Source organism: Salinispirillum marinum, assembly GCF_042650105.1.
Lineage (GTDB): Bacteria > Pseudomonadota > Gammaproteobacteria > Pseudomonadales > Natronospirillaceae > Salinispirillum > Salinispirillum marinum.
Genome location: NZ_JBHSAL010000002.1, coordinates 804907 through 821661, shown reverse-complemented (window position 1 = coordinate 821661; position 16755 = coordinate 804907). Strand labels below are relative to the sequence as shown.

The window sequence follows — 16755 nt, the reverse complement described above, 5'->3', positions numbered from 1 at the left end:
CATTGACAGAATTTTGGCAGCTATGACACAGCCTGTTTCACCCACGCTACGGCGCGCAAAGAAAACTGACTCAGAAAAGTCCGCCTCAGCACATGAAGTGGACGGTATTCTGCAGGTCTTCCGTCGCATGACGGAGGAAATGAGCGCCTCTTCCGAAGAGTTTGAGCGTCGGGTAGCGGTGTTGAATGGTGAAATCAGTGCGTTAAGTGCCCAGCGTATGGCCGAGCTGAAAGAGAAAGAACGGCTCGCGGATCAACTGGAAGGTTTGCTGCGCATTCTGCCGACCGGGGTGATCGTGATCGACCGTTCCGGTCGCATTCAACGTGCGAATCCTGCTGCCGAGCAGCTTCTGGTACACGATCAGCTACCCACCTTAAATGGCGTTGTTTGGGCTAAGGTGATTCAAGTCGCGTTTCGACCCCAAGAACACGATGGCCACGAGATCTCCCTGCACAATGGTCGCTTGGTGAGCTTGGATACCTGTGCCTTGGAGGGCTTTGGTCAGCTTGTAGTGCTGCACGACCTCACCGCAACCCGACGTTTGCAAGCCGAAGTTTCCCGGCATCAACGCCTGGCCGGTATGGGGCGTATGGTCGCCTCCATGGCGCATCAGATTCGTACCCCCTTGTCGGCCGCCATGTTGTATACCGAAAATTTGCGTAAACCCGGTATCTCCGAACAACAGCGACAGCGTTTTGCCGAAAAAGTACAGTCCCGCTTGGAACATCTTGAACAACAGGTCCGCGATATGCTGTTGTTTGCTAAGGGTGATTCCAAACTCGTTGATCGTTCGCTTACCGGCGAACTGTTACAGCAACTGAGAAGCTCTTGTGCGGCCGCCATGGAGCGTAGCAGCTCACAGTTCAATGTTCTCAATGAGGCACCGGAAGCGCTCATCATCTGCAACAGAGACACGCTGGTCAGTGCCTTCAGTAATTTGATCAATAACGCGATAGATGCCGTCGGTCAAAACGCCGCCATCGATTTACGCGTGTATCAACAGCAAGACCGGATTGTTTTTGATTTTCACGACCATGGCCCGGGCATACCTGATGAGGTATTGCGTCAACTGGGTGAGCTTTTTGTGACCACAAAAGCCAATGGCACCGGCTTAGGATTACCGGTCGTGCAGGCGGTTGTGCGGTCACACCAGGGAACCTTTCAACTATCCAACGTCGACGGCGGTACCTTAGCCCGCATCAGTCTGCCGTTTCAAACCCTTACGGAGGCATCATCATGAGCCTAAAACCGACCATTTTAGTGGTAGAAGACGATCAAAATCTGCGTGACGCCTTGCAGGACACGCTTGAACTTGATGATTATCAAGTGTTGGTGGCGGACGCTGCCGAGTCGGCTATGCAACTGTTGGCTCGGCATGCCGTGAACATGGTAGTGTCCGACGTGCGTATGCCGGGTATGTCAGGTTATGAATTGCTGGCAGTATTAAAGCGTGAATACCCGCACATTCCTGTACTCCTGATGACGGCTTATGGTGAAGTGGCGCACGCTGTTGAAGCGATGCAAAACGGCGCCGTGGACTATTTGGTGAAGCCCTTCAAGCCGCAACAATTGCTTGATATTTTGGTGCAGCATGTGGGTGGTCGGGTTGTTGGCAACAGCAATGAACCCGTGGCAGAAGACCCCAGCTCCCGGCACATTCTTGAACTGGCGCGCAAAGTTGCCCCAACGGACTCGACAATTTTAATTTCAGGTGAGAGTGGCACCGGTAAAGAGGTATTGGCGCGTTACATTCATACACACTCCAAGCGCTCGGGTGAGGCCTTTGTGGCGATAAACTGCGCCGCTATTCCCGAAAATATGCTGGAAGCGACCTTGTTCGGCCACGAAAAAGGGGCGTTTACCGGAGCTATTCAGAGCATGCCGGGTAAGTTTGAACAAGCCAATGGCGGCACCATTCTCTTGGACGAAATCTCTGAAATGGACTTAGGCCTGCAAGCCAAATTATTGCGCGTACTGCAAGAGCGTGAGGTAGAGCGCATTGGTGGCCGAAAGACCATTCAGTTGGATGTGCGCGTGTTAGCCACGACCAACCGGGACCTGCGCCAGTCCGTTGCGCAAGGTGATTTTCGTGAAGATCTTTTCTATCGGCTGAGTGTATTTCCCATTGCGTGGCGGCCCTTGCGTGAACGTCCAGCCGACATTCTACCGATGGCTGAACGACTCATTCGTCTGCACGCCGAAAAAATGCAAAAGCCCGTCGTGAGTTTGGACGACAGCGCGCGCAAAGCGATATTGGCCCATCCGTGGCCGGGCAATATTCGTGAAATGGACAACGCAATCCAGCGAGCGCTCATTCTGCAAACCGGAGCCACCATTACCGAGTTTGACCTTGGTTTGGCCGGGGAGCATTTGATTGACCGTGATACGAGAGCTCCTGCTCAAAACGTATCGATGGATACAACCAACGTATTGAATGCCGGTGTTAAACAACACGAATATCAGCTCATCATAGATGCTTTGCGGGCCGCCGGTGGGCGGAAGAAGCAAGCCGCTGAAGATTTGGGTATCAGCCCGCGCACACTGCGTTACAAGATGGCGCGGCTGCGTGAAATGGGCATTGAGGTAGCGTAGCCGCTTCAGGCGGCAAGAGTAGGGCGGCAATGTGGCGGCAAAAGTTGGCCTCATTGTTGCAGTTTCATCTTTATACGTATTGCTTAACGGTTTTTTGACACTTGGCCGACGTGCCGTGTCAATTCGAGGTAACAAGCCATGATCAACAACAGAATGGATGTGCAGGATGTATTGAGCCAAATGCGGCAAATGCGTTCACAAATGCAAATTCAGCCGCAGCCCATGCAAAACATGAATCCGGCGGCCATGGCACAGCAACTCAATCAATTGACGCAGGGTACCGCTATTGCGGATCAACCGCGTGGCATAGCGTCGGTCAATGATGTGGGTACCGTTCGGGATGCGCCGCGCTTCGGCGAGATGTTCAAGTCCGCCATTGATACCGTAAACGCCAGTCAACAGGAAGCCTCTAGAATGCGGACGGCCTACGAGCAAGGCGTGCCGGGCATCGACTTGCCGGAAGTGATGATTGCTGCGAATAAAGCGTCTATTACCCGTGAGGCCACCACCCAAGTGCGTAACAAACTCTTGGAAGCCTATAAAGAAATCATGAATATGCCGGTGTAAGAGGCTAGCCCACCATGGAAAATGTACCTGCCGCGTCAGCCAACAATCTACCCAGCACCTCGTCCTCGAGTTCGGATGGTAACGACGTGCGTGCCAATGCATCATCGGTGGGAGACAGCGGTGGGTTCGATGTTCGCCCAGCGAAAAAATATCATCCCTTGGTAGAAGGTTTTCAGCGTCTCGCCTTAATGCGTCAGTTATGGATGATGGTGGCACTGGCGGCCTCCATTGCCATAGGCGTCGGCGTTGTGATGTGGTCACAAGGGAGCTCTTATCGGCCATTAGTGACATCCAACGAAAACTATCAGGTTAGTGACATTATTGCTGTGCTCAGCACAGCCAACATTGATTTCACCATGGATCCGACCAATGGGATTGTGTTGGTGAAGGACAGTCAATTACACCGTGCACGATTGGAAATTGCGCGGGCCGGGTTGAGCACTGACCAAACGGTGGGCTTGGAATTGCTTGATGAAGCCAGCGGTCTGGGCACCAGTCAGTTTATGGAAACGGCTCGGTTCCGGCGTGCCTTAGAGGGCGAACTGGCCCGTACCGTCACTTCTCTGGACCAAGTGCGCTCAGCACGCGTGCATTTGGCCATTCCCGAACGCAGTGTATTTGTCCGGGATAACCGTCGTCCCACCGCCAGCGTTTTTGTCGACCTTTATTCCGGTGCGGCATTAGAGCGTGAACAGGTCAGAGCCATCACCAATTTGGTCGCCACCAGTATTCCTGAATTGGCTGCCGAAAACGTCAGCATTGTCGACCAACGCGGCAACCTATTGAGCGATTTCGAACGCACCAATGCCGATGAAGAAACGGAGCGCCAGTTCGAGTTTGCCCAGCGCGTGGAGGATTCTGTATCCCGGCGCATTCAGGGTATTCTTGAACCCGTCATTGGCTTCCGAAATTTCAAAGCGGAAGTCTCAGCCGATGTCGACTTCACTCGTGTTGAAACCGCGGAAGAGTTATTCAATCCGGATCTTATTGCGTTACGCAGTGAACAAACCATTGACGAGACGACGACAGGACAGGTAAATGGCGGCATTCCGGGAGCCTTGACCAATCAGCCCCCACAGGATGCTGAAGTACCGGAAGAAGTCGATGAAAATGGCAATCCCATTAACACGCCGCCCACAACATCTCGTTCGGAAGCGACACGTAATTTCGAAGTTGATCGCACCTTAAGCTACACCCAGAATCAAGTCGGCCGGCTGCGTCGTCTGACGGTGGCCGTGGTGGTAGACGACATGCGCGTTCCTGGCCCAGACGGCACCCTGGTGCGTCAAGCATGGACTCAAGATGAGCTGAACCGTCTGCGTATCCTGGTGCAGGATGCTGTAGGCTATGACGCCGCGCGCGGCGACAGCGTGAGCGTGATCAACTCGCCCTTTATGGCCCCTGAAGAAGTGGTGGAAGAGGTTGCCTTCTGGACCGAGCCATGGTTCTGGGACATCATGAAGATGGTGTTGGCGGGTATCTTTATCTTAATCCTGATCTTCGGTGTGTTCCGCCCAGCCTTGCGCAGCATTCTGGATCAGGGTGGCGAAGAAGAAATTGAAGAAGATGCGGCCTTGGATGCCTTGGATATTGATGAAGAAGCAATATCCGACGACAAGGTTACCCTCAGCATGTCGGATGAATACTTGCTGCCTGGCCCGTCTGAGACCTTTGAAAAACAATTGGATGCATTGCGCGGCTTGATCGCTGAAGACCCAGGCCGTGTATCTCTCGTAATGAAACACTGGATCATGAGCGATGACTGAGAACGTAGGCAACCAAATGCCCGCAGACCCTAAGCGCAAAGCGCTGGATGGGGTTCGCATGACCGACCGCGCCGCCATTCTATTGATGTCACTCGGTGAAATGGACGCGGCAGAAGTGCTCAAAAATTTAGGTCCAAAAGAAGTTCAGCGCGTGGGCACGGCGATGTCGCAGCTCACCAACGTTACCCAAGAGCAGGTTGAAGGCGTGGTGCAGTTGTTCCTGGATGAAGTGAGCGGTCGTACCAGCTTGGGTGTGGGCTCCGATGAATACATCCGCGCCATGCTGACGCAAGCCTTAGGGGCCGACAAAGCTTCTGGCTTGATTGATCGTATTCTGTTGGGTGGTAACACCACGGGTCTGGATACCCTGAAGTGGATGGAGTCGCGCTCCGTGGCCGACATCATCCGCAACGAACACCCGCAGATTCAGGCCATTGTTATTGCCTACTTGGAAAGCGATCAGTCGGCCGAAATATTGGCCCACTTCCCGGAAAAAGTGCGCCTGGATATTATGATGCGTGTTGCTGCTTTGGATACCGTTCAACCGGCGGCATTGCGCGAACTGAACGACATTCTGGAGCGTCAATTTGCCTCCAGCGCCGGTACGCAGCAGCAAGCATTGGGCGGCGTGAAACGCGCAGCCGCCATTATGAACTACCTCGAATCGTCCATCGAAGCAGAACTGATGGATGGCATTAAAGAAATTGATGAAGATCTGGGGCAGGAAATCGAAGACCTCATGTTCGTCTTCGAGAATCTGTCGGATGTTGATGATCGGGGCATTCAGGCCCTGTTGCGTGAAATCAACACAGACTTGTTGAAGGTTGCCTTACGTGGTTCCGAGCCTGCCTTGATGGAGAAATTCTTCGGAAATATGTCGAAGCGGGCGGCAGAACTGCTGCGCGATGACATTGAGGCCATGGGGCCGGTTCGGGTCAGCGAAGTGGAAGCCTCGCAAAAAGAAATTCTTGCCATTGCGCGCCGTATGGCGGACGCAGGCGATATCGTCCTCGGCGGTGCCGGTGGCGGCGACAGTATGGTGTAAGGGGAAACCAACTTGGCAAAGCAACCCATCAGGCAAGATGACCGGGTGCATGTAGAAACTTGGCGTCTGCCACGGCTGGATGGCAAGGTGGTGAACGAGCCAATGGAGGAATCCGATGAGCCCGAGGAAGAACCCGAACCTGAATTAGTGCCGCCTTCTGCCGCCGAGTTGCAAGCCATTCGTGATGCGGCGCGTGAAGAAGGCTATCAGGAAGGCCTGGCGCAAGGGCATGCTGCAGGGGTAGAACAAGGGCATGAAGAAGGCTTTCAAGAGGGTTTTTTAGCGGGCAAGGCCGATGGTGAAAAAGCCGGGCTAGACGCTGGAGCGGAAAAATCCTCTGCTGAATTGGCCACCTTAACGGCCGACCTTACTAAACGTTTTGGTTTAGCGATTGCTGCCCTGAATGACAAAGAAGCCGCGTTAGAGGCCGAATGGACGCCAGTTATTCGTGATCTGGTGTTGCGCTTGGTACAAAGCCTGGTGGCCGATTCCTTACGGCATAATCCGGCCCAAATTGAACAGATGGTACACCAAGCCATTCAGTTGATGCCGGCCGCACACGAACGCATTGATATTAGCCTGCACAAAGACGATCTCGCCATCATGCGTGAGGTGAATCGCCCCTGGTTGGAGCATGTTCAACTGCATGAAGATCCGGCGTTATCGCCTGGTGGCTGCACCCTAAAAACCCGTCACAGTTTGTTGGACTACAGTCTTTCTAACCGCTATGCCCAGCAAGTTATGGCACTGCTGGACATTGATTCCGATTCCGTGCCCGACAATTTGCGCACCTTGAATGTCCAGCGATTTGCCGAGCTGGTTAACGCGCTAGAAGCACCCGTACAGGACGCAGAGAACGATACGCCGTCGGTGGAAGCAGCGCCTGAGTCTGCTACAGAGGCGGCCGAACAACAATCAGCTGAACCTTTAGAAGACCCCCAAGATCAAACCGCAGAACAATCCTCAGTTCATACCTCAGTACATCCCAAAGAACCGCTGGCCGAACAGCTCGACGACCAAGCGAGCGCAGAAGCCAGCGCACAGACATCATCGATAGAGCCAACGCCCCCCGAAGACCCTCATGAGCAGTAAACTGACCGGTACCTTGCAGCACATTTTAGATCGGTTACCGCCGTATGTTGAACCGCCGGTGGCTGGCAAATTGACGCGTTTGGTTGGCTTAACCTTAGAGGCCTCGGGCCTTTCTGTGTCGGTGGGTGACCGTTGTTTGGTAAAAGACCTTCATCAAACCGTTGAGGCGGAGGTGGTCGGATTCTCTGAAGACAAAACGTACCTCATGCCGGTTCAGGCCATGGGCCACCTGCGTGCGGGAGCGACCGTGATCCCCATTGCCAGTGCATCCGAACTGGTGATCGGTGAGGAGTTACTGGGCCGGGTGGTAAACGGCTTTGGCGAGCCGATTGATGGCAAAGGGCCGCTCTATTGTCGTTCTCGTCAGCCGCTCAATGGCGAATACATCAACCCCATGCACCGGCAACCTATTCGTGAGCCCTTGGATGTTGGCATCAAAGCCATTAACGCGATGTTGTCGGTTGGCCGTGGTCAGCGATTGGGTTTATTTGCCGGTTCCGGGGTCGGAAAATCGGTTCTCTTGGGCATGATGACCCGCTTCACCAATGCCGACATCATTATTGTAGGGTTGATTGGCGAACGCGGCCGGGAAGTGAAAGAATTCATTGACGAGATCTTGGGCACCGAAGGCTTGTCCCGCAGCGTTGTCGTTGCCTCTCCGGCGGATGACCCGCCATTGCTTCGTCTACGGGCCGCTCAATACACCACCTCGATCGCCGAATACTACCGTGGGCAAGGTAAAAACGTACTCTTGTTAATGGACTCCTTGACCCGTTATGCGCAAGCCCAGCGCGAAATTGCCCTGGCCATTGGCGAGCCACCGGCAACCAAGGGCTATCCGCCTTCAGTATTTGCCCGGTTGCCGCAACTGGTAGAACGGGCCGGTAACGGCGAAGAAGGGGGTGGTTCTATCACGGCTTTCTATACCGTATTGACCGAAGGGGATGACCAGCAGGACCCGGTGGCCGATTCGGCGCGGGCTATCTTGGATGGCCACATCGTACTCTCGCGTCGTTTGGCGGAACAAGGTCATTACCCGGCGATTGATATTGAAGCATCGATCAGCCGTGCCATGCCGCAAGTGGTCAGTGAGGGACACTTAAAAGCCGCGCAAAGGTTCAAACAACTGTTTTCGCGGTATCAGCAAAGCCAGGATCTTATTACCATCGGTGCCTATACTCAGGGGCAGGATCAAGAGCTCGACGCCGCGATACGCTTGATGCCGGATATGCGCGCATTCTTGCAGCAAGGCTTAAAGGAAAAAGTGGACTATCAACGCAGTGGCCAACTGCTGAGTGCTCTGTTACAACAAGCAAATGGTGGGCAGCCAGCGAACAGCGGGCAACAAGCAGCCGACAGAGCGCCAGCGGGACAGGCAGTAGCCGGTCAACAGGGTGCTCAGCAAGAACTTAGACGAGCCCCGGCGGTGAAACAACGTCAAGGCGGCATCCAGCCCGTCAAACCGAAAAAGTAATGGGTTGCCATGAAACGGTCCGTACGCTTACAGGTAGTGTTGCAGCTCTTCCAGCAGAAAGAAGATCAGGCTCTGCAGGGCGTGCAGCTCGCTACGCAAGATGTTGAGCAACAAAAACTGCAATTGAGCAGTTTGGTCGACTATCAGAACGAATACTATCGTTCGTCCGGTGACACCCAGCAGGCGGTCAGTATTATGCAATGGCGGCGTTTGCAGGATTACATTGAGCAGTTGAAAGGCATTATTGCCAAGCAAGAATATCAGGTGCAACTCAGTGAGGTTGCCTTACAACGTGCTCAGGATGCGTGGCGCGAAGCCCATTTGAAGCGTAAATCCATGGAAAGCATGATCGAAAAAATTGTCGTGCAAGAGGTATTAGACGCGGACAAGAAAGAGCAAAAATATTTGGATGAACTGGTTCAACAACTGCAACAAAGCCGATACCATCAAAAATAAAGAATCCCAACAACGAACCTGACAAAACATATTGCGCGGGTTAGACTGCGTAAAGCAAAGCCCGTCAGACAGAACGTGCCGGAATGGCTTCCCTCAGGGGAGATGCAGCTAGGGAGATAAGCGTTCAAGGTTGGCGTCAATAAGAAGTGTTTGAAGATCATTTGAGGATCATTTGGTATGACAGTGACTGCACATCCCTCCGACGATCGTTCGGTAATCACGATACGCGTCTCTGGACGATTTGATTTCAGTTCGCATCAAGAGTTCCGCAAACTATACGAAGCGGCACCCGCTGACGTGAAGCAATACGTCATCGACATGACCGACGCTACCTATTTGGACAGTTCGGCACTGGGTATGCTGCTGCTGCTGCGTGATCATGCCGGGGGAGACAATGCGAATATTCGGATCAGCAACTGCAATCCGGACGTAAAAAAGATTTTGACGATCTCGAATTTTGGTCAATTGTTCACGCTTGAGTAGACCATGACCGAAGTCCTCAAAATTCTCATCGCTGAGGACAATGAAACGGATCGGTTAATATTGTCCCGCATTATTACCCGGGAAGGTCACACCGTATCGTTAGCGATGAACGGAGCGCAAGCGGTGGAACTTTATGACCGCGGGCGCCATGATATCGTCTTACTGGACGCACTCATGCCCGTTAAAGATGGATTTGAGGCCGCCATGGAAATTCGGGAACTGGCAGGCGAAGAACTGGTTCCCATCATCTTCCTAACCTCGCTGCAAGATGTTGACTCACTGACGCGTTGCCTCGAATCCGGTGGTGACGACTTTCTGTCCAAGCCTTACAACAGCTTAATTCTGAAAGCCAAGATTAAAGCGTTCGGACGCATGCGCAGTATGCACGCCGATTTGCGCAGCAACCACCGGCAATTATTGATCGAGCAGTCGGTCGCCAAAAATGTGTTCGACAACGTGACCTATTCCGGCAGTTTAGCGGCCAGCAATATTCGATATTCGCTGTCTCCCATTGCCATGTTTAACGGTGATACGGTATTGGCACAACACCGCCCTGACGGTGGCTTGCATGTTTTCCTGGGTGACTTTACCGGGCATGGCTTGCCCGCGGCCATTGGCGCTATGCCATTGGCGGATACCTTCTATGGTATGACCGCAAAAGGTTTTGAGCTGGAAGAAATTGTCCGCGAAATGAACATCAAACTGTGCAAAATTTTGCCCAGTGGTATTTTCTGTTGTGGCGCCGCGCTGCACATTGATATGGTGGAAAAGACCGCCCGTTTATGGCTGGGAGGTGTTCCGGATTGCTATCTCTACTACGCCGATCAAGGTCAGGTTTTGCCTTTCGGTTCGAGTAATTTGCCGTTAGGCATTACGGCTGGGCCCAAGTTTACCATGCACACCGATGAATTCAGTATGAATAACGGTGATCGACTATTTCTTTGGTCGGATGGCATTATTGAAGCCGAAAATGCGCAGCAAGGCATGTTTGGTGAAGACCGGTTACGTGCCGTATTTGATGCAACACATCAACCGGGTGATATTTATCCTAATTTACTGCGTGCAGTAGACGAATTTATCGGCAAAGGCGTGCGGAACGACGACATTACCTTGGTTGAAGTATTGATGTCGGATCCGGTGGCGGAGGATTTGCACTACCTCGAAGAAGTCGCGGAGCGCGTTCCGCCCGCTTTAGACTGGGAAGTGAATTTTCGCTTTTCCACCATCACGTTACAAAACCACAACCCGATGCCGTTGGTGATGCATGTATTGAGCGAAACGGAAGGGTTGAAGCCCTATGTGAGCCAGTTGTATACCCTGATCGCTGAATTGTATTCCAACGCCTTGGAGCACGGTGTGTTGCAACTGGACAGCAGTTTGAAGAAAACGGGTGCCGGGTTCGGGCGTTATTATCAAGAGCGCGAGCAGCGATTAGCCGAGATGAAACAAGGAGAGATTCGGCTCTCTATCCGCCAAGTGCCGATTGGGCGTGGCGGACGAATCACCATTCGAGTAGAAGACAGCGGGCCGGGTTTCCCTTACACTGAACAACATACCGAAGCCAAGCCGGATACGGATTATAGTGGTCGCGGTTTACGGTTGCTGCGGCAACTGTGCAGCCGGGTGGAATATTTTGGTCGTGGTAATCAAGTGGAAGTGGACTTTGAATGGCCACGGCGTCGACTAGAATGAGTGGGGTACCGACATGAGTGATCGCCTGGATCTTACCGCCTTGCAGGAATTGCAGGAGATCATGGAGGAAGACTTTACTCTGTTGATTGAAACCTTTATCAACGACGCCCGCGAGCGCTATGCTGATATTGAGAAGGCCGTTGGCGATTGGCAACGCCTACGGAGAGCTGCGCATGCGTTCAAGGGCAGTTCGTCGAACATCGGGGCGCGTCGCTTGGCGAAACTTTGTCAGCGTTTGGAGTTGTACTGTATAGAGTCACAGGAGCCGCATGGTGTCGCCGAACAAGTGGCCGCCATTGAAACAGAAATGCATGCGGTGTCAGAGGCGTTAAACGCCCGATATTTGTCTTCTGCAACAAAAACCTAAGTTATCTTAATATTTTGGCGCAGTTATTGCTGAAGCTACCGCAAGAACATGAACATGGTAGTCAGCATGCTGGATAATGTATTGTCGATATCCCCTGCCAAAGAACGCAGCCAACCACGGGCGCCGGAAGCCGCCCATGCCTCGGCGTCTGCCCAGCGTCCCGCGCAATCCGCGTCGTCAACCGGCGATAAAGACCGCTTTGATCAGCACTACGCGGCAGCCCGGCGTGACCAATCGGCCGTTGGGCCGCTGCGCAAAGAGCCTGCGCCATCGAACCCGACAACGAAAAACGGCAAAGAATCACCGCAAGCAACCTCAGGTGATGACGATAAAGGTGACGAAATCTTGCCACTGGAGAGTGCATCAGAAAGCATTGAGCCCGTCGCCGCTGATCAATCAATAGAGACCGCAGATAGGCCGTCCTCGAATATGGCCATCACCATCGATATCGTGCATCGGTCGACAGACGCTATGGACGACGCAGATTCAGGCGATCTACTATTATCCGACGAAAAGATGGATGGCGAATTAGCTATCTCCGAACTCTCTGCGCTGGACACCAACAGCGTAGGTGATGGCCAAGACGAGGGCGATCGTGCAGCAGCGGGTGACACTGACGCCGAGCAAGCCAACACACTCCTATCTGGATTGGCCGATGATGCGGGTGAGTTAAGCCATACAGAGACTGACGCGTCGACCACAGCGAATAACGCTGATGCACCGTCTACCGATCTTGATCCGATACTGACTGCGCTTATGGAACAAGCGGATTCGGACGCCAACCCATTGGTGGGCGAGGCCGATGTACAGGACGATGAGTCGCTTGAGGGCGATGCCGAGGCTGCTGTTTCAGAGGATGGCGACGCGTTATTTGATCCCACCTTGGGCATGGCCAAGGCCACCAAAATTGAAGGGGAACGAGCTGGCCAACCTGGTGCAAACCCAAGCAATGCCACGGATAATGCAGCCGGGCGTACATTGGCTGCTGCTAATTCGGGGTTGACGGCAGCAATAGCGGAGCAGGCGTTAGCAGAAGAACAAGTAACCGTGCGGCAGCCGTTAGATGCCACCGCCTTGCGTGAGACGTCGGTGCGCCCGGATACCGACGCATTGATTAAACAGCATTTGGAGCGTGATTTTCCGGTGCGGCAAAGTGCTACCGAGGTAACCCACCGCCTGTCAGAGCGATTGGTTCTTATGGTGAGCCGCGATATTCAGCAAGCAACTATTCGATTAGACCCGCCAGAACTGGGCAAAATGGACATTCAGATCAAAACCAACGGTGATCAAGTGCAGGTGCAGGTGGTCACACAGCAGCCGATGGTACGAGATTTGCTGGAGCAACAGGCATTCCGCCTACGTGAAATGCTTGAACAGCAAGGATTTGCCAAGGTGGATGTTAATGTATCCGACCAATCTCAGCGTGACCATGAACAGGCGCGCCACGGGGAAGGTGGTCAGGGTCAAGGTGATGGCACAGAAGACGGTGATTGGGCTGAACGTCCAACGCCGGTAAGACAAACAGTGGGATTAGTAGATCATTATGTATAATGTGGTGATTCGCAGTAATGAATGAGGCCGTACAATGACTGAACAAGCCAATGAAGAAAATGGCACGCCGGGGAAGAAACGCACCATCCTTAAGATTTTGTTAATGGCGTTGGGTTTGATCCTGGTGATTGGTTTGTCGGTTGGGTTGACCCTGTTTTTTACACGAGGCTGGGGTGGAAATGTAGATCCTGCTGACGCTCCGTTGGAACAGCAGGGTGGTTTGGCGTATTACATGGCGCTGACACCGGAATTCATTGTGACCTACACCATCAACAGTCGGCAGCGTTTTTTACGTACCGATCTTTCTGTACGAACCCGGGATACTCGGGTGTTGGATGTGTTGACCCAGCACATGCCGGTGGTACGCAACGCCATTATAGAGACGTTGGGTGAACAAGAATTTGATGACCTGCAATCAGAAGTGGGTCGAGAACAGTTGGTGGCCGTTATTACCGACAGTGTGAATGAAGTGTTAGTAAACATAACAGGTGAGCCCGGCATTGATGCCGTGCTGTTCACCAACTACGTGGTTCAGTAAAGGCACGGTTATGCAGGACTTACTGTCACAAGACGAAATTGATGCGCTCCTTCATGGTATCGACGATGGTGCTGTAGAAGAGGAGAGTGCGGTTGACCCGGATGGTGTGCGTCCTTACGACATCACCAGCCAAGACCGTATTGTGCGCGGCCGCATGCCGACGTTGGAAATGATCAACGAACGCTTTGCCCGCTATACCCGCATCAGTATGTTCAATTTTTTGCGCCGGAGTGCCGATGTGGCATCTGGTGGGATTCAGATTCTGAAATTTGGTGAGTACATCCATACGCTGTACGTGCCGACCAGTTTGAATTTGGTAAAAGTTAGGCCATTGCGTGGAACGGCGCTGTTTATTCTGGATGCCAAGCTCGTTTTTAAGCTGGTGGACAACTTTTTCGGTGGTGATGGTCGACACGCCAAGATCGAAGGTCGTGAATTTACCCCGACAGAAATTCGAGTGGTACAGATGGTGTTGTCGCAGGTCTTTTCGGACATGAAAGAGGCTTGGGGTGCGGTCATGGGCGTCGACTTCGAATACGTTTCATCCGAAGTAAACCCGGCCATGGCGAACATCGTGAGTCCGAGCGAAGTGGTGGTGGTCAGTACCTTCCACGTGGAACTGGACGGTGGCGGTGGTGATTTACACGTTACCTTGCCTTATTCGATGATCGAGCCGGTGCGTGAAATACTGGATGCCGGGGTGCAGAGTGATGTCGATGAAATTGATGAGCGCTGGGTGCAATCGCTGCAGCGCGACATCATGGACGCAAAAATCACCATTACGGCTCGTGTTGCCCAGCGTGAAATATCGCTGAAGCATTTGGTGGATATTAAGCCTGGCGACATCATTCCGATTGAAATGCCGGAATCGACCATTATGTCGGCGAATGGTGTGCCCATTTTTGAAACCCAGCTTGGCCAGTCTCGAGATCAATTGGCCCTGAAAATCAAGCGGCCGTTAGAGCGTGAACGGCGTGAAGAAACCGATATTGCCTCGGTAGTATTGGCCAATCGACGGGCGCTGCAACAAGCACGTCGAGAAGCGGAAGAAGCCGCCGAGCAGAAGAAAATTGAAGAACAAAAGAAGCGTTCGCGGCGGCGTTAGGCGAAATCCCGCGCGCCACGAAATCCAGAATTGAATGGGAGCCGAGAGGAGATAACCCATGGCCGATGAAAATTTACCACCAGAAGACGAGTCGGGTATTGATGCCGATGCTTTAGCCAGCGAAGTGGCCTCGGACAGCAGTGATCAAGACCTCGCGGATGAGTGGGCGGCAGCGATGAGCGAAGCCGGTGAGGGGCCTGAAGAGGAAGAAGATGTTCCCAAGGCGCCGTTAGAAAAGCTCATGGATGAATCAAAAGGGCCGGGTCAGTCGTCGCCGGATTTGGACGTCATCTTGGATATCCCTGTATCCATTGCGATGGAAGTCGGGCGTACCGATATTCCTATTCGTAACTTGTTGCAGTTGAACCAAGGCTCGGTCATAGAACTGGACCGCTTAGCCGGGGAACCGTTGGATGTGTTGGTCAACGGTACCTTGATCGCTCATGGTGAGGTTGTCATGGTGAACGAGAAATTTGGTATCCGGTTAACCGATGTGGTCAGCCAGCAAGAACGGATTAATCGGTTACGCTGATGGTTCAGGGATTGAAAGTGCCAATTGTTGCCTTGTCTCTGGGGCTCTTGTGGAGCCTTAGCGGCGTGATTTTGGCTGCGCCATCGTCCACCGTACCCACCATTGGCCTCAGCGAGGTGGTGACGGTAATCTTAGGCCTTCTTTTTGTATTAGGTATTATATTTGCATGCGCTTGGTTGATGCGTCGATTTAATGGCGGTAGTGCGGTCAATGGCCGCGCAATTAAAGTACTGGCCGTGACGCCTCTGGGCGCAAAAGAAAAATTGGTATTGGTTTCCGTAGGGCAGCAACAGCTTTTGCTTGGCGTAACGGCTCAGCAAATCTCAACTCTGCATGCTTTGACCGAACCACTCAATCTCACTTCGCACCCGGAAGGCAGTCCCTTTGCCCGACAGTTGGGAGCGTTAATTGGTGGTAACAAAGCGTCACAGGATCAAGATAACTCTACGTCGCAATAGCCCGTGGCTGCTTGCGCTTTTAGTATTCCTGCTACCTCTATTAGCCCATGCGGCGCCCAGTGGCGCGGGCGTGCCCGCCTTGACCTACACCACTGATGATGCTGGAAATGGGCAATACTCCGTAACCCTGCAAATTCTCGCCATCATGACGGCGCTGTCGTTTATTCCGTCAGCGGTCATCATGATGACGTCTTTTACCCGAATCATTGTTGTGCTCGCCATTTTGCGCCAGGCCATGGGCCTCCAGCAAACACCCTCCAATCAGGTGTTGATTGGCATGACGCTGTTCTTGACCTTTTTCATCATGTACCCCATTTTTCAAGACATCAACACGCGCGCCGTGCAGCCCTATATCGCAGAAGAAATCACACCACTGGAAGCGCTTGAAGTGGCTCGTGGGCCCATTCATGCCTTTATGTTGGGTCAAACCCGGCAGAATGATTTGGCCATGTTTTCACGGTTGTCGCAGCAGCAAACCGGGACCGATGTGGGCGAGGGCGAGGACATTCCGTTATCCGTGTTGATTCCCGCATTCGTCACCAGTGAATTGAAAACCGCCTTTCAAATCGGTTTCTTATTATTTATTCCGTTTTTGATCATTGATCTGGTGGTTGCCAGTGTCCTGATGGCGATGGGCATGATGATGCTTTCGCCATTGATTATTTCGTTGCCCTTCAAAATCATGATGTTTGTGTTGGTCGACGGTTGGGCGCTGGTCATGGGGTCGATGGCGGCCAGTTTCGGCGTGTGAACGAGGAGTTAGTAACATGAGCGCAATGTATATCGGTGATTTGTTTCGAGAAGCCTTGTTCATTGTTTTTTTGATTGTGGCGGTGTTGATTGTACCGTCATTGATTGTCGGCTTGGTCGTCGCGACCTTTCAGGCTGCGACGCAAATCAACGAACAAACCCTGTCATTTTTACCTCGCCTTTTGGTGACCATCGTAACGCTGATCGCTACAGGGCCGTGGCTGGTCGCTAAAGTGGTCGATTTCGCGCAACGTATTTATATTGATATCCCATACCTGATGTTGTGA

18 protein-coding genes are annotated in these 16755 nt (G+C 52.8%); all 18 read left to right on the top strand.

All coding sequences use genetic code 11. The features are described from left to right. Positions 1–22 precede the first annotated feature (22 nt). The 18 genes from ACFOSD_RS11005 to ACFOSD_RS10920 all read left to right on the top strand — a co-directional run bounded on the left by ACFOSD_RS11005 (position 23) and on the right by ACFOSD_RS10920 (position 16755). Positions 23–1240 (top strand): sensor histidine kinase, encoded by a 1218-nt coding sequence (locus ACFOSD_RS11005; protein WP_380696444.1) that lies wholly within the window; start codon positions 23–25, stop codon positions 1238–1240. Further along, complete coding sequence (locus ACFOSD_RS11000) at positions 1237–2592, top strand: sigma-54-dependent transcriptional regulator (RefSeq protein WP_380696442.1); 1356 nt, start codon at positions 1237–1239, stop codon at positions 2590–2592. Before ACFOSD_RS11005 ends, ACFOSD_RS11000 begins: the two co-directional genes overlap by 4 nt. Before the next feature lie 138 nt (positions 2593–2730). Next, entirely contained in the window at positions 2731–3159 is a 429-nt protein-coding gene (gene fliE, locus ACFOSD_RS10995) for a flagellar hook-basal body complex protein FliE (RefSeq protein ID WP_380696440.1), read from the top strand. 14 nt (positions 3160–3173) lie between these two features. Beyond that, positions 3174–4925 carry a flagellar basal-body MS-ring/collar protein FliF gene (gene fliF / locus ACFOSD_RS10990; protein WP_380696438.1) on the top strand — a complete coding sequence of 584 codons (1752 nt, stop codon included), beginning with the start codon at positions 3174–3176 and terminating at the stop codon, positions 4923–4925. A 16-nt stretch (positions 4926–4941) separates the two neighbouring features. Next, positions 4942–5970, top strand: a complete 1029-nt coding sequence (fliG, locus tag ACFOSD_RS10985) for a flagellar motor switch protein FliG (protein ID WP_380697271.1) — start codon at positions 4942–4944, stop codon at positions 5968–5970. A gap of 12 nt (positions 5971–5982) precedes the next feature. Then, complete coding sequence (locus ACFOSD_RS10980) at positions 5983–7062, top strand: FliH/SctL family protein (RefSeq protein WP_380696436.1); 1080 nt, start codon at positions 5983–5985, stop codon at positions 7060–7062. Then, on the top strand, positions 7052–8536 hold the full coding sequence (gene fliI / locus ACFOSD_RS10975) for a flagellar protein export ATPase FliI (RefSeq protein WP_380696434.1): 1485 nt from the start codon (positions 7052–7054) through the stop codon (positions 8534–8536). The genes ACFOSD_RS10980 and fliI overlap by 11 nt, the downstream gene beginning before the upstream one ends. Before the next feature lie 9 nt (positions 8537–8545). Then, on the top strand, positions 8546–8992 hold the full coding sequence (fliJ, locus tag ACFOSD_RS10970) for a flagellar export protein FliJ (protein ID WP_380696432.1): 447 nt from the start codon (positions 8546–8548) through the stop codon (positions 8990–8992). A gap of 177 nt (positions 8993–9169) precedes the next feature. After that, positions 9170–9475 carry an STAS domain-containing protein gene (locus ACFOSD_RS10965; protein ID WP_380696430.1) on the top strand — a complete coding sequence of 102 codons (306 nt, stop codon included), beginning with the start codon at positions 9170–9172 and terminating at the stop codon, positions 9473–9475. A gap of 3 nt (positions 9476–9478) precedes the next feature. After that, positions 9479–11167, top strand: coding sequence for an ATP-binding SpoIIE family protein phosphatase (locus ACFOSD_RS10960; RefSeq protein WP_380696428.1), 1689 nt, complete (start codon positions 9479–9481; stop codon positions 11165–11167). A 13-nt stretch (positions 11168–11180) separates the two neighbouring features. Next, positions 11181–11534 (top strand): Hpt domain-containing protein, encoded by a 354-nt coding sequence (locus ACFOSD_RS10955; protein ID WP_380696426.1) that lies wholly within the window; start codon positions 11181–11183, stop codon positions 11532–11534. A 48-nt stretch (positions 11535–11582) separates the two neighbouring features. Beyond that, a complete protein-coding gene (locus ACFOSD_RS10950) occupies positions 11583–13085 on the top strand; it encodes a flagellar hook-length control protein FliK (RefSeq protein WP_380696424.1) in 1503 nt (500 codons plus the stop codon). A gap of 34 nt (positions 13086–13119) precedes the next feature. Then, a complete protein-coding gene (locus tag ACFOSD_RS10945; protein WP_380696422.1) occupies positions 13120–13623 on the top strand; it encodes a flagellar basal body-associated FliL family protein in 504 nt (167 codons plus the stop codon). Between the two features lie 10 nt (positions 13624–13633). Continuing rightward, complete coding sequence (fliM, locus tag ACFOSD_RS10940; RefSeq protein ID WP_380696420.1) at positions 13634–14728, top strand: flagellar motor switch protein FliM; 1095 nt, start codon at positions 13634–13636, stop codon at positions 14726–14728. A gap of 58 nt (positions 14729–14786) precedes the next feature. Continuing rightward, the gene (gene fliN, locus ACFOSD_RS10935; protein ID WP_380696418.1) at positions 14787–15260 is read left to right on the top strand and encodes a flagellar motor switch protein FliN; all 474 of its coding nucleotides are present in this window, start codon (positions 14787–14789) and stop codon (positions 15258–15260) included. Between the two features lie 65 nt (positions 15261–15325). Further along, positions 15326–15718 carry a flagellar biosynthetic protein FliO gene (gene fliO / locus ACFOSD_RS10930; protein ID WP_380696416.1) on the top strand — a complete coding sequence of 131 codons (393 nt, stop codon included), beginning with the start codon at positions 15326–15328 and terminating at the stop codon, positions 15716–15718. Beyond that, complete coding sequence (gene fliP, locus ACFOSD_RS10925) at positions 15699–16469, top strand: flagellar type III secretion system pore protein FliP (protein WP_380697269.1); 771 nt, start codon at positions 15699–15701, stop codon at positions 16467–16469. Before fliO ends, fliP begins: the two co-directional genes overlap by 20 nt. A gap of 16 nt (positions 16470–16485) precedes the next feature. Beyond that, positions 16486–16755, top strand: coding sequence for a flagellar biosynthetic protein FliQ (locus ACFOSD_RS10920; protein ID WP_380696414.1), 270 nt, complete (start codon positions 16486–16488; stop codon positions 16753–16755).

Coding starts and splice junctions, on each gene's coding strand:
- fliI (WP_380696434.1), top strand. CDS start 7,052: ATGAGCAGTAAACTGACCGGTACCTTGCAGCACATTTTAGATCGGTTA.
- fliF (WP_380696438.1), top strand. CDS start 3,174: ATGGAAAATGTACCTGCCGCGTCAGCCAACAATCTACCCAGCACCTCG.
- fliE (WP_380696440.1), top strand. CDS start 2,731: ATGATCAACAACAGAATGGATGTGCAGGATGTATTGAGCCAAATGCGG.
- ACFOSD_RS10955 (WP_380696426.1), top strand. CDS start 11,181: ATGAGTGATCGCCTGGATCTTACCGCCTTGCAGGAATTGCAGGAGATC.
- ACFOSD_RS10920 (WP_380696414.1), top strand. CDS start 16,486: ATGAGCGCAATGTATATCGGTGATTTGTTTCGAGAAGCCTTGTTCATT.
- ACFOSD_RS10945 (WP_380696422.1), top strand. CDS start 13,120: ATGACTGAACAAGCCAATGAAGAAAATGGCACGCCGGGGAAGAAACGC.
- ACFOSD_RS10965 (WP_380696430.1), top strand. CDS start 9,170: ATGACAGTGACTGCACATCCCTCCGACGATCGTTCGGTAATCACGATA.
- fliM (WP_380696420.1), top strand. CDS start 13,634: ATGCAGGACTTACTGTCACAAGACGAAATTGATGCGCTCCTTCATGGT.
- fliJ (WP_380696432.1), top strand. CDS start 8,546: ATGAAACGGTCCGTACGCTTACAGGTAGTGTTGCAGCTCTTCCAGCAG.
- ACFOSD_RS11005 (WP_380696444.1), top strand. CDS start 23: ATGACACAGCCTGTTTCACCCACGCTACGGCGCGCAAAGAAAACTGAC.
- ACFOSD_RS10950 (WP_380696424.1), top strand. CDS start 11,583: ATGAACATGGTAGTCAGCATGCTGGATAATGTATTGTCGATATCCCCT.
- fliG (WP_380697271.1), top strand. CDS start 4,942: ATGCCCGCAGACCCTAAGCGCAAAGCGCTGGATGGGGTTCGCATGACC.
- ACFOSD_RS10960 (WP_380696428.1), top strand. CDS start 9,479: ATGACCGAAGTCCTCAAAATTCTCATCGCTGAGGACAATGAAACGGAT.
- fliN (WP_380696418.1), top strand. CDS start 14,787: ATGGCCGATGAAAATTTACCACCAGAAGACGAGTCGGGTATTGATGCC.
- ACFOSD_RS11000 (WP_380696442.1), top strand. CDS start 1,237: ATGAGCCTAAAACCGACCATTTTAGTGGTAGAAGACGATCAAAATCTG.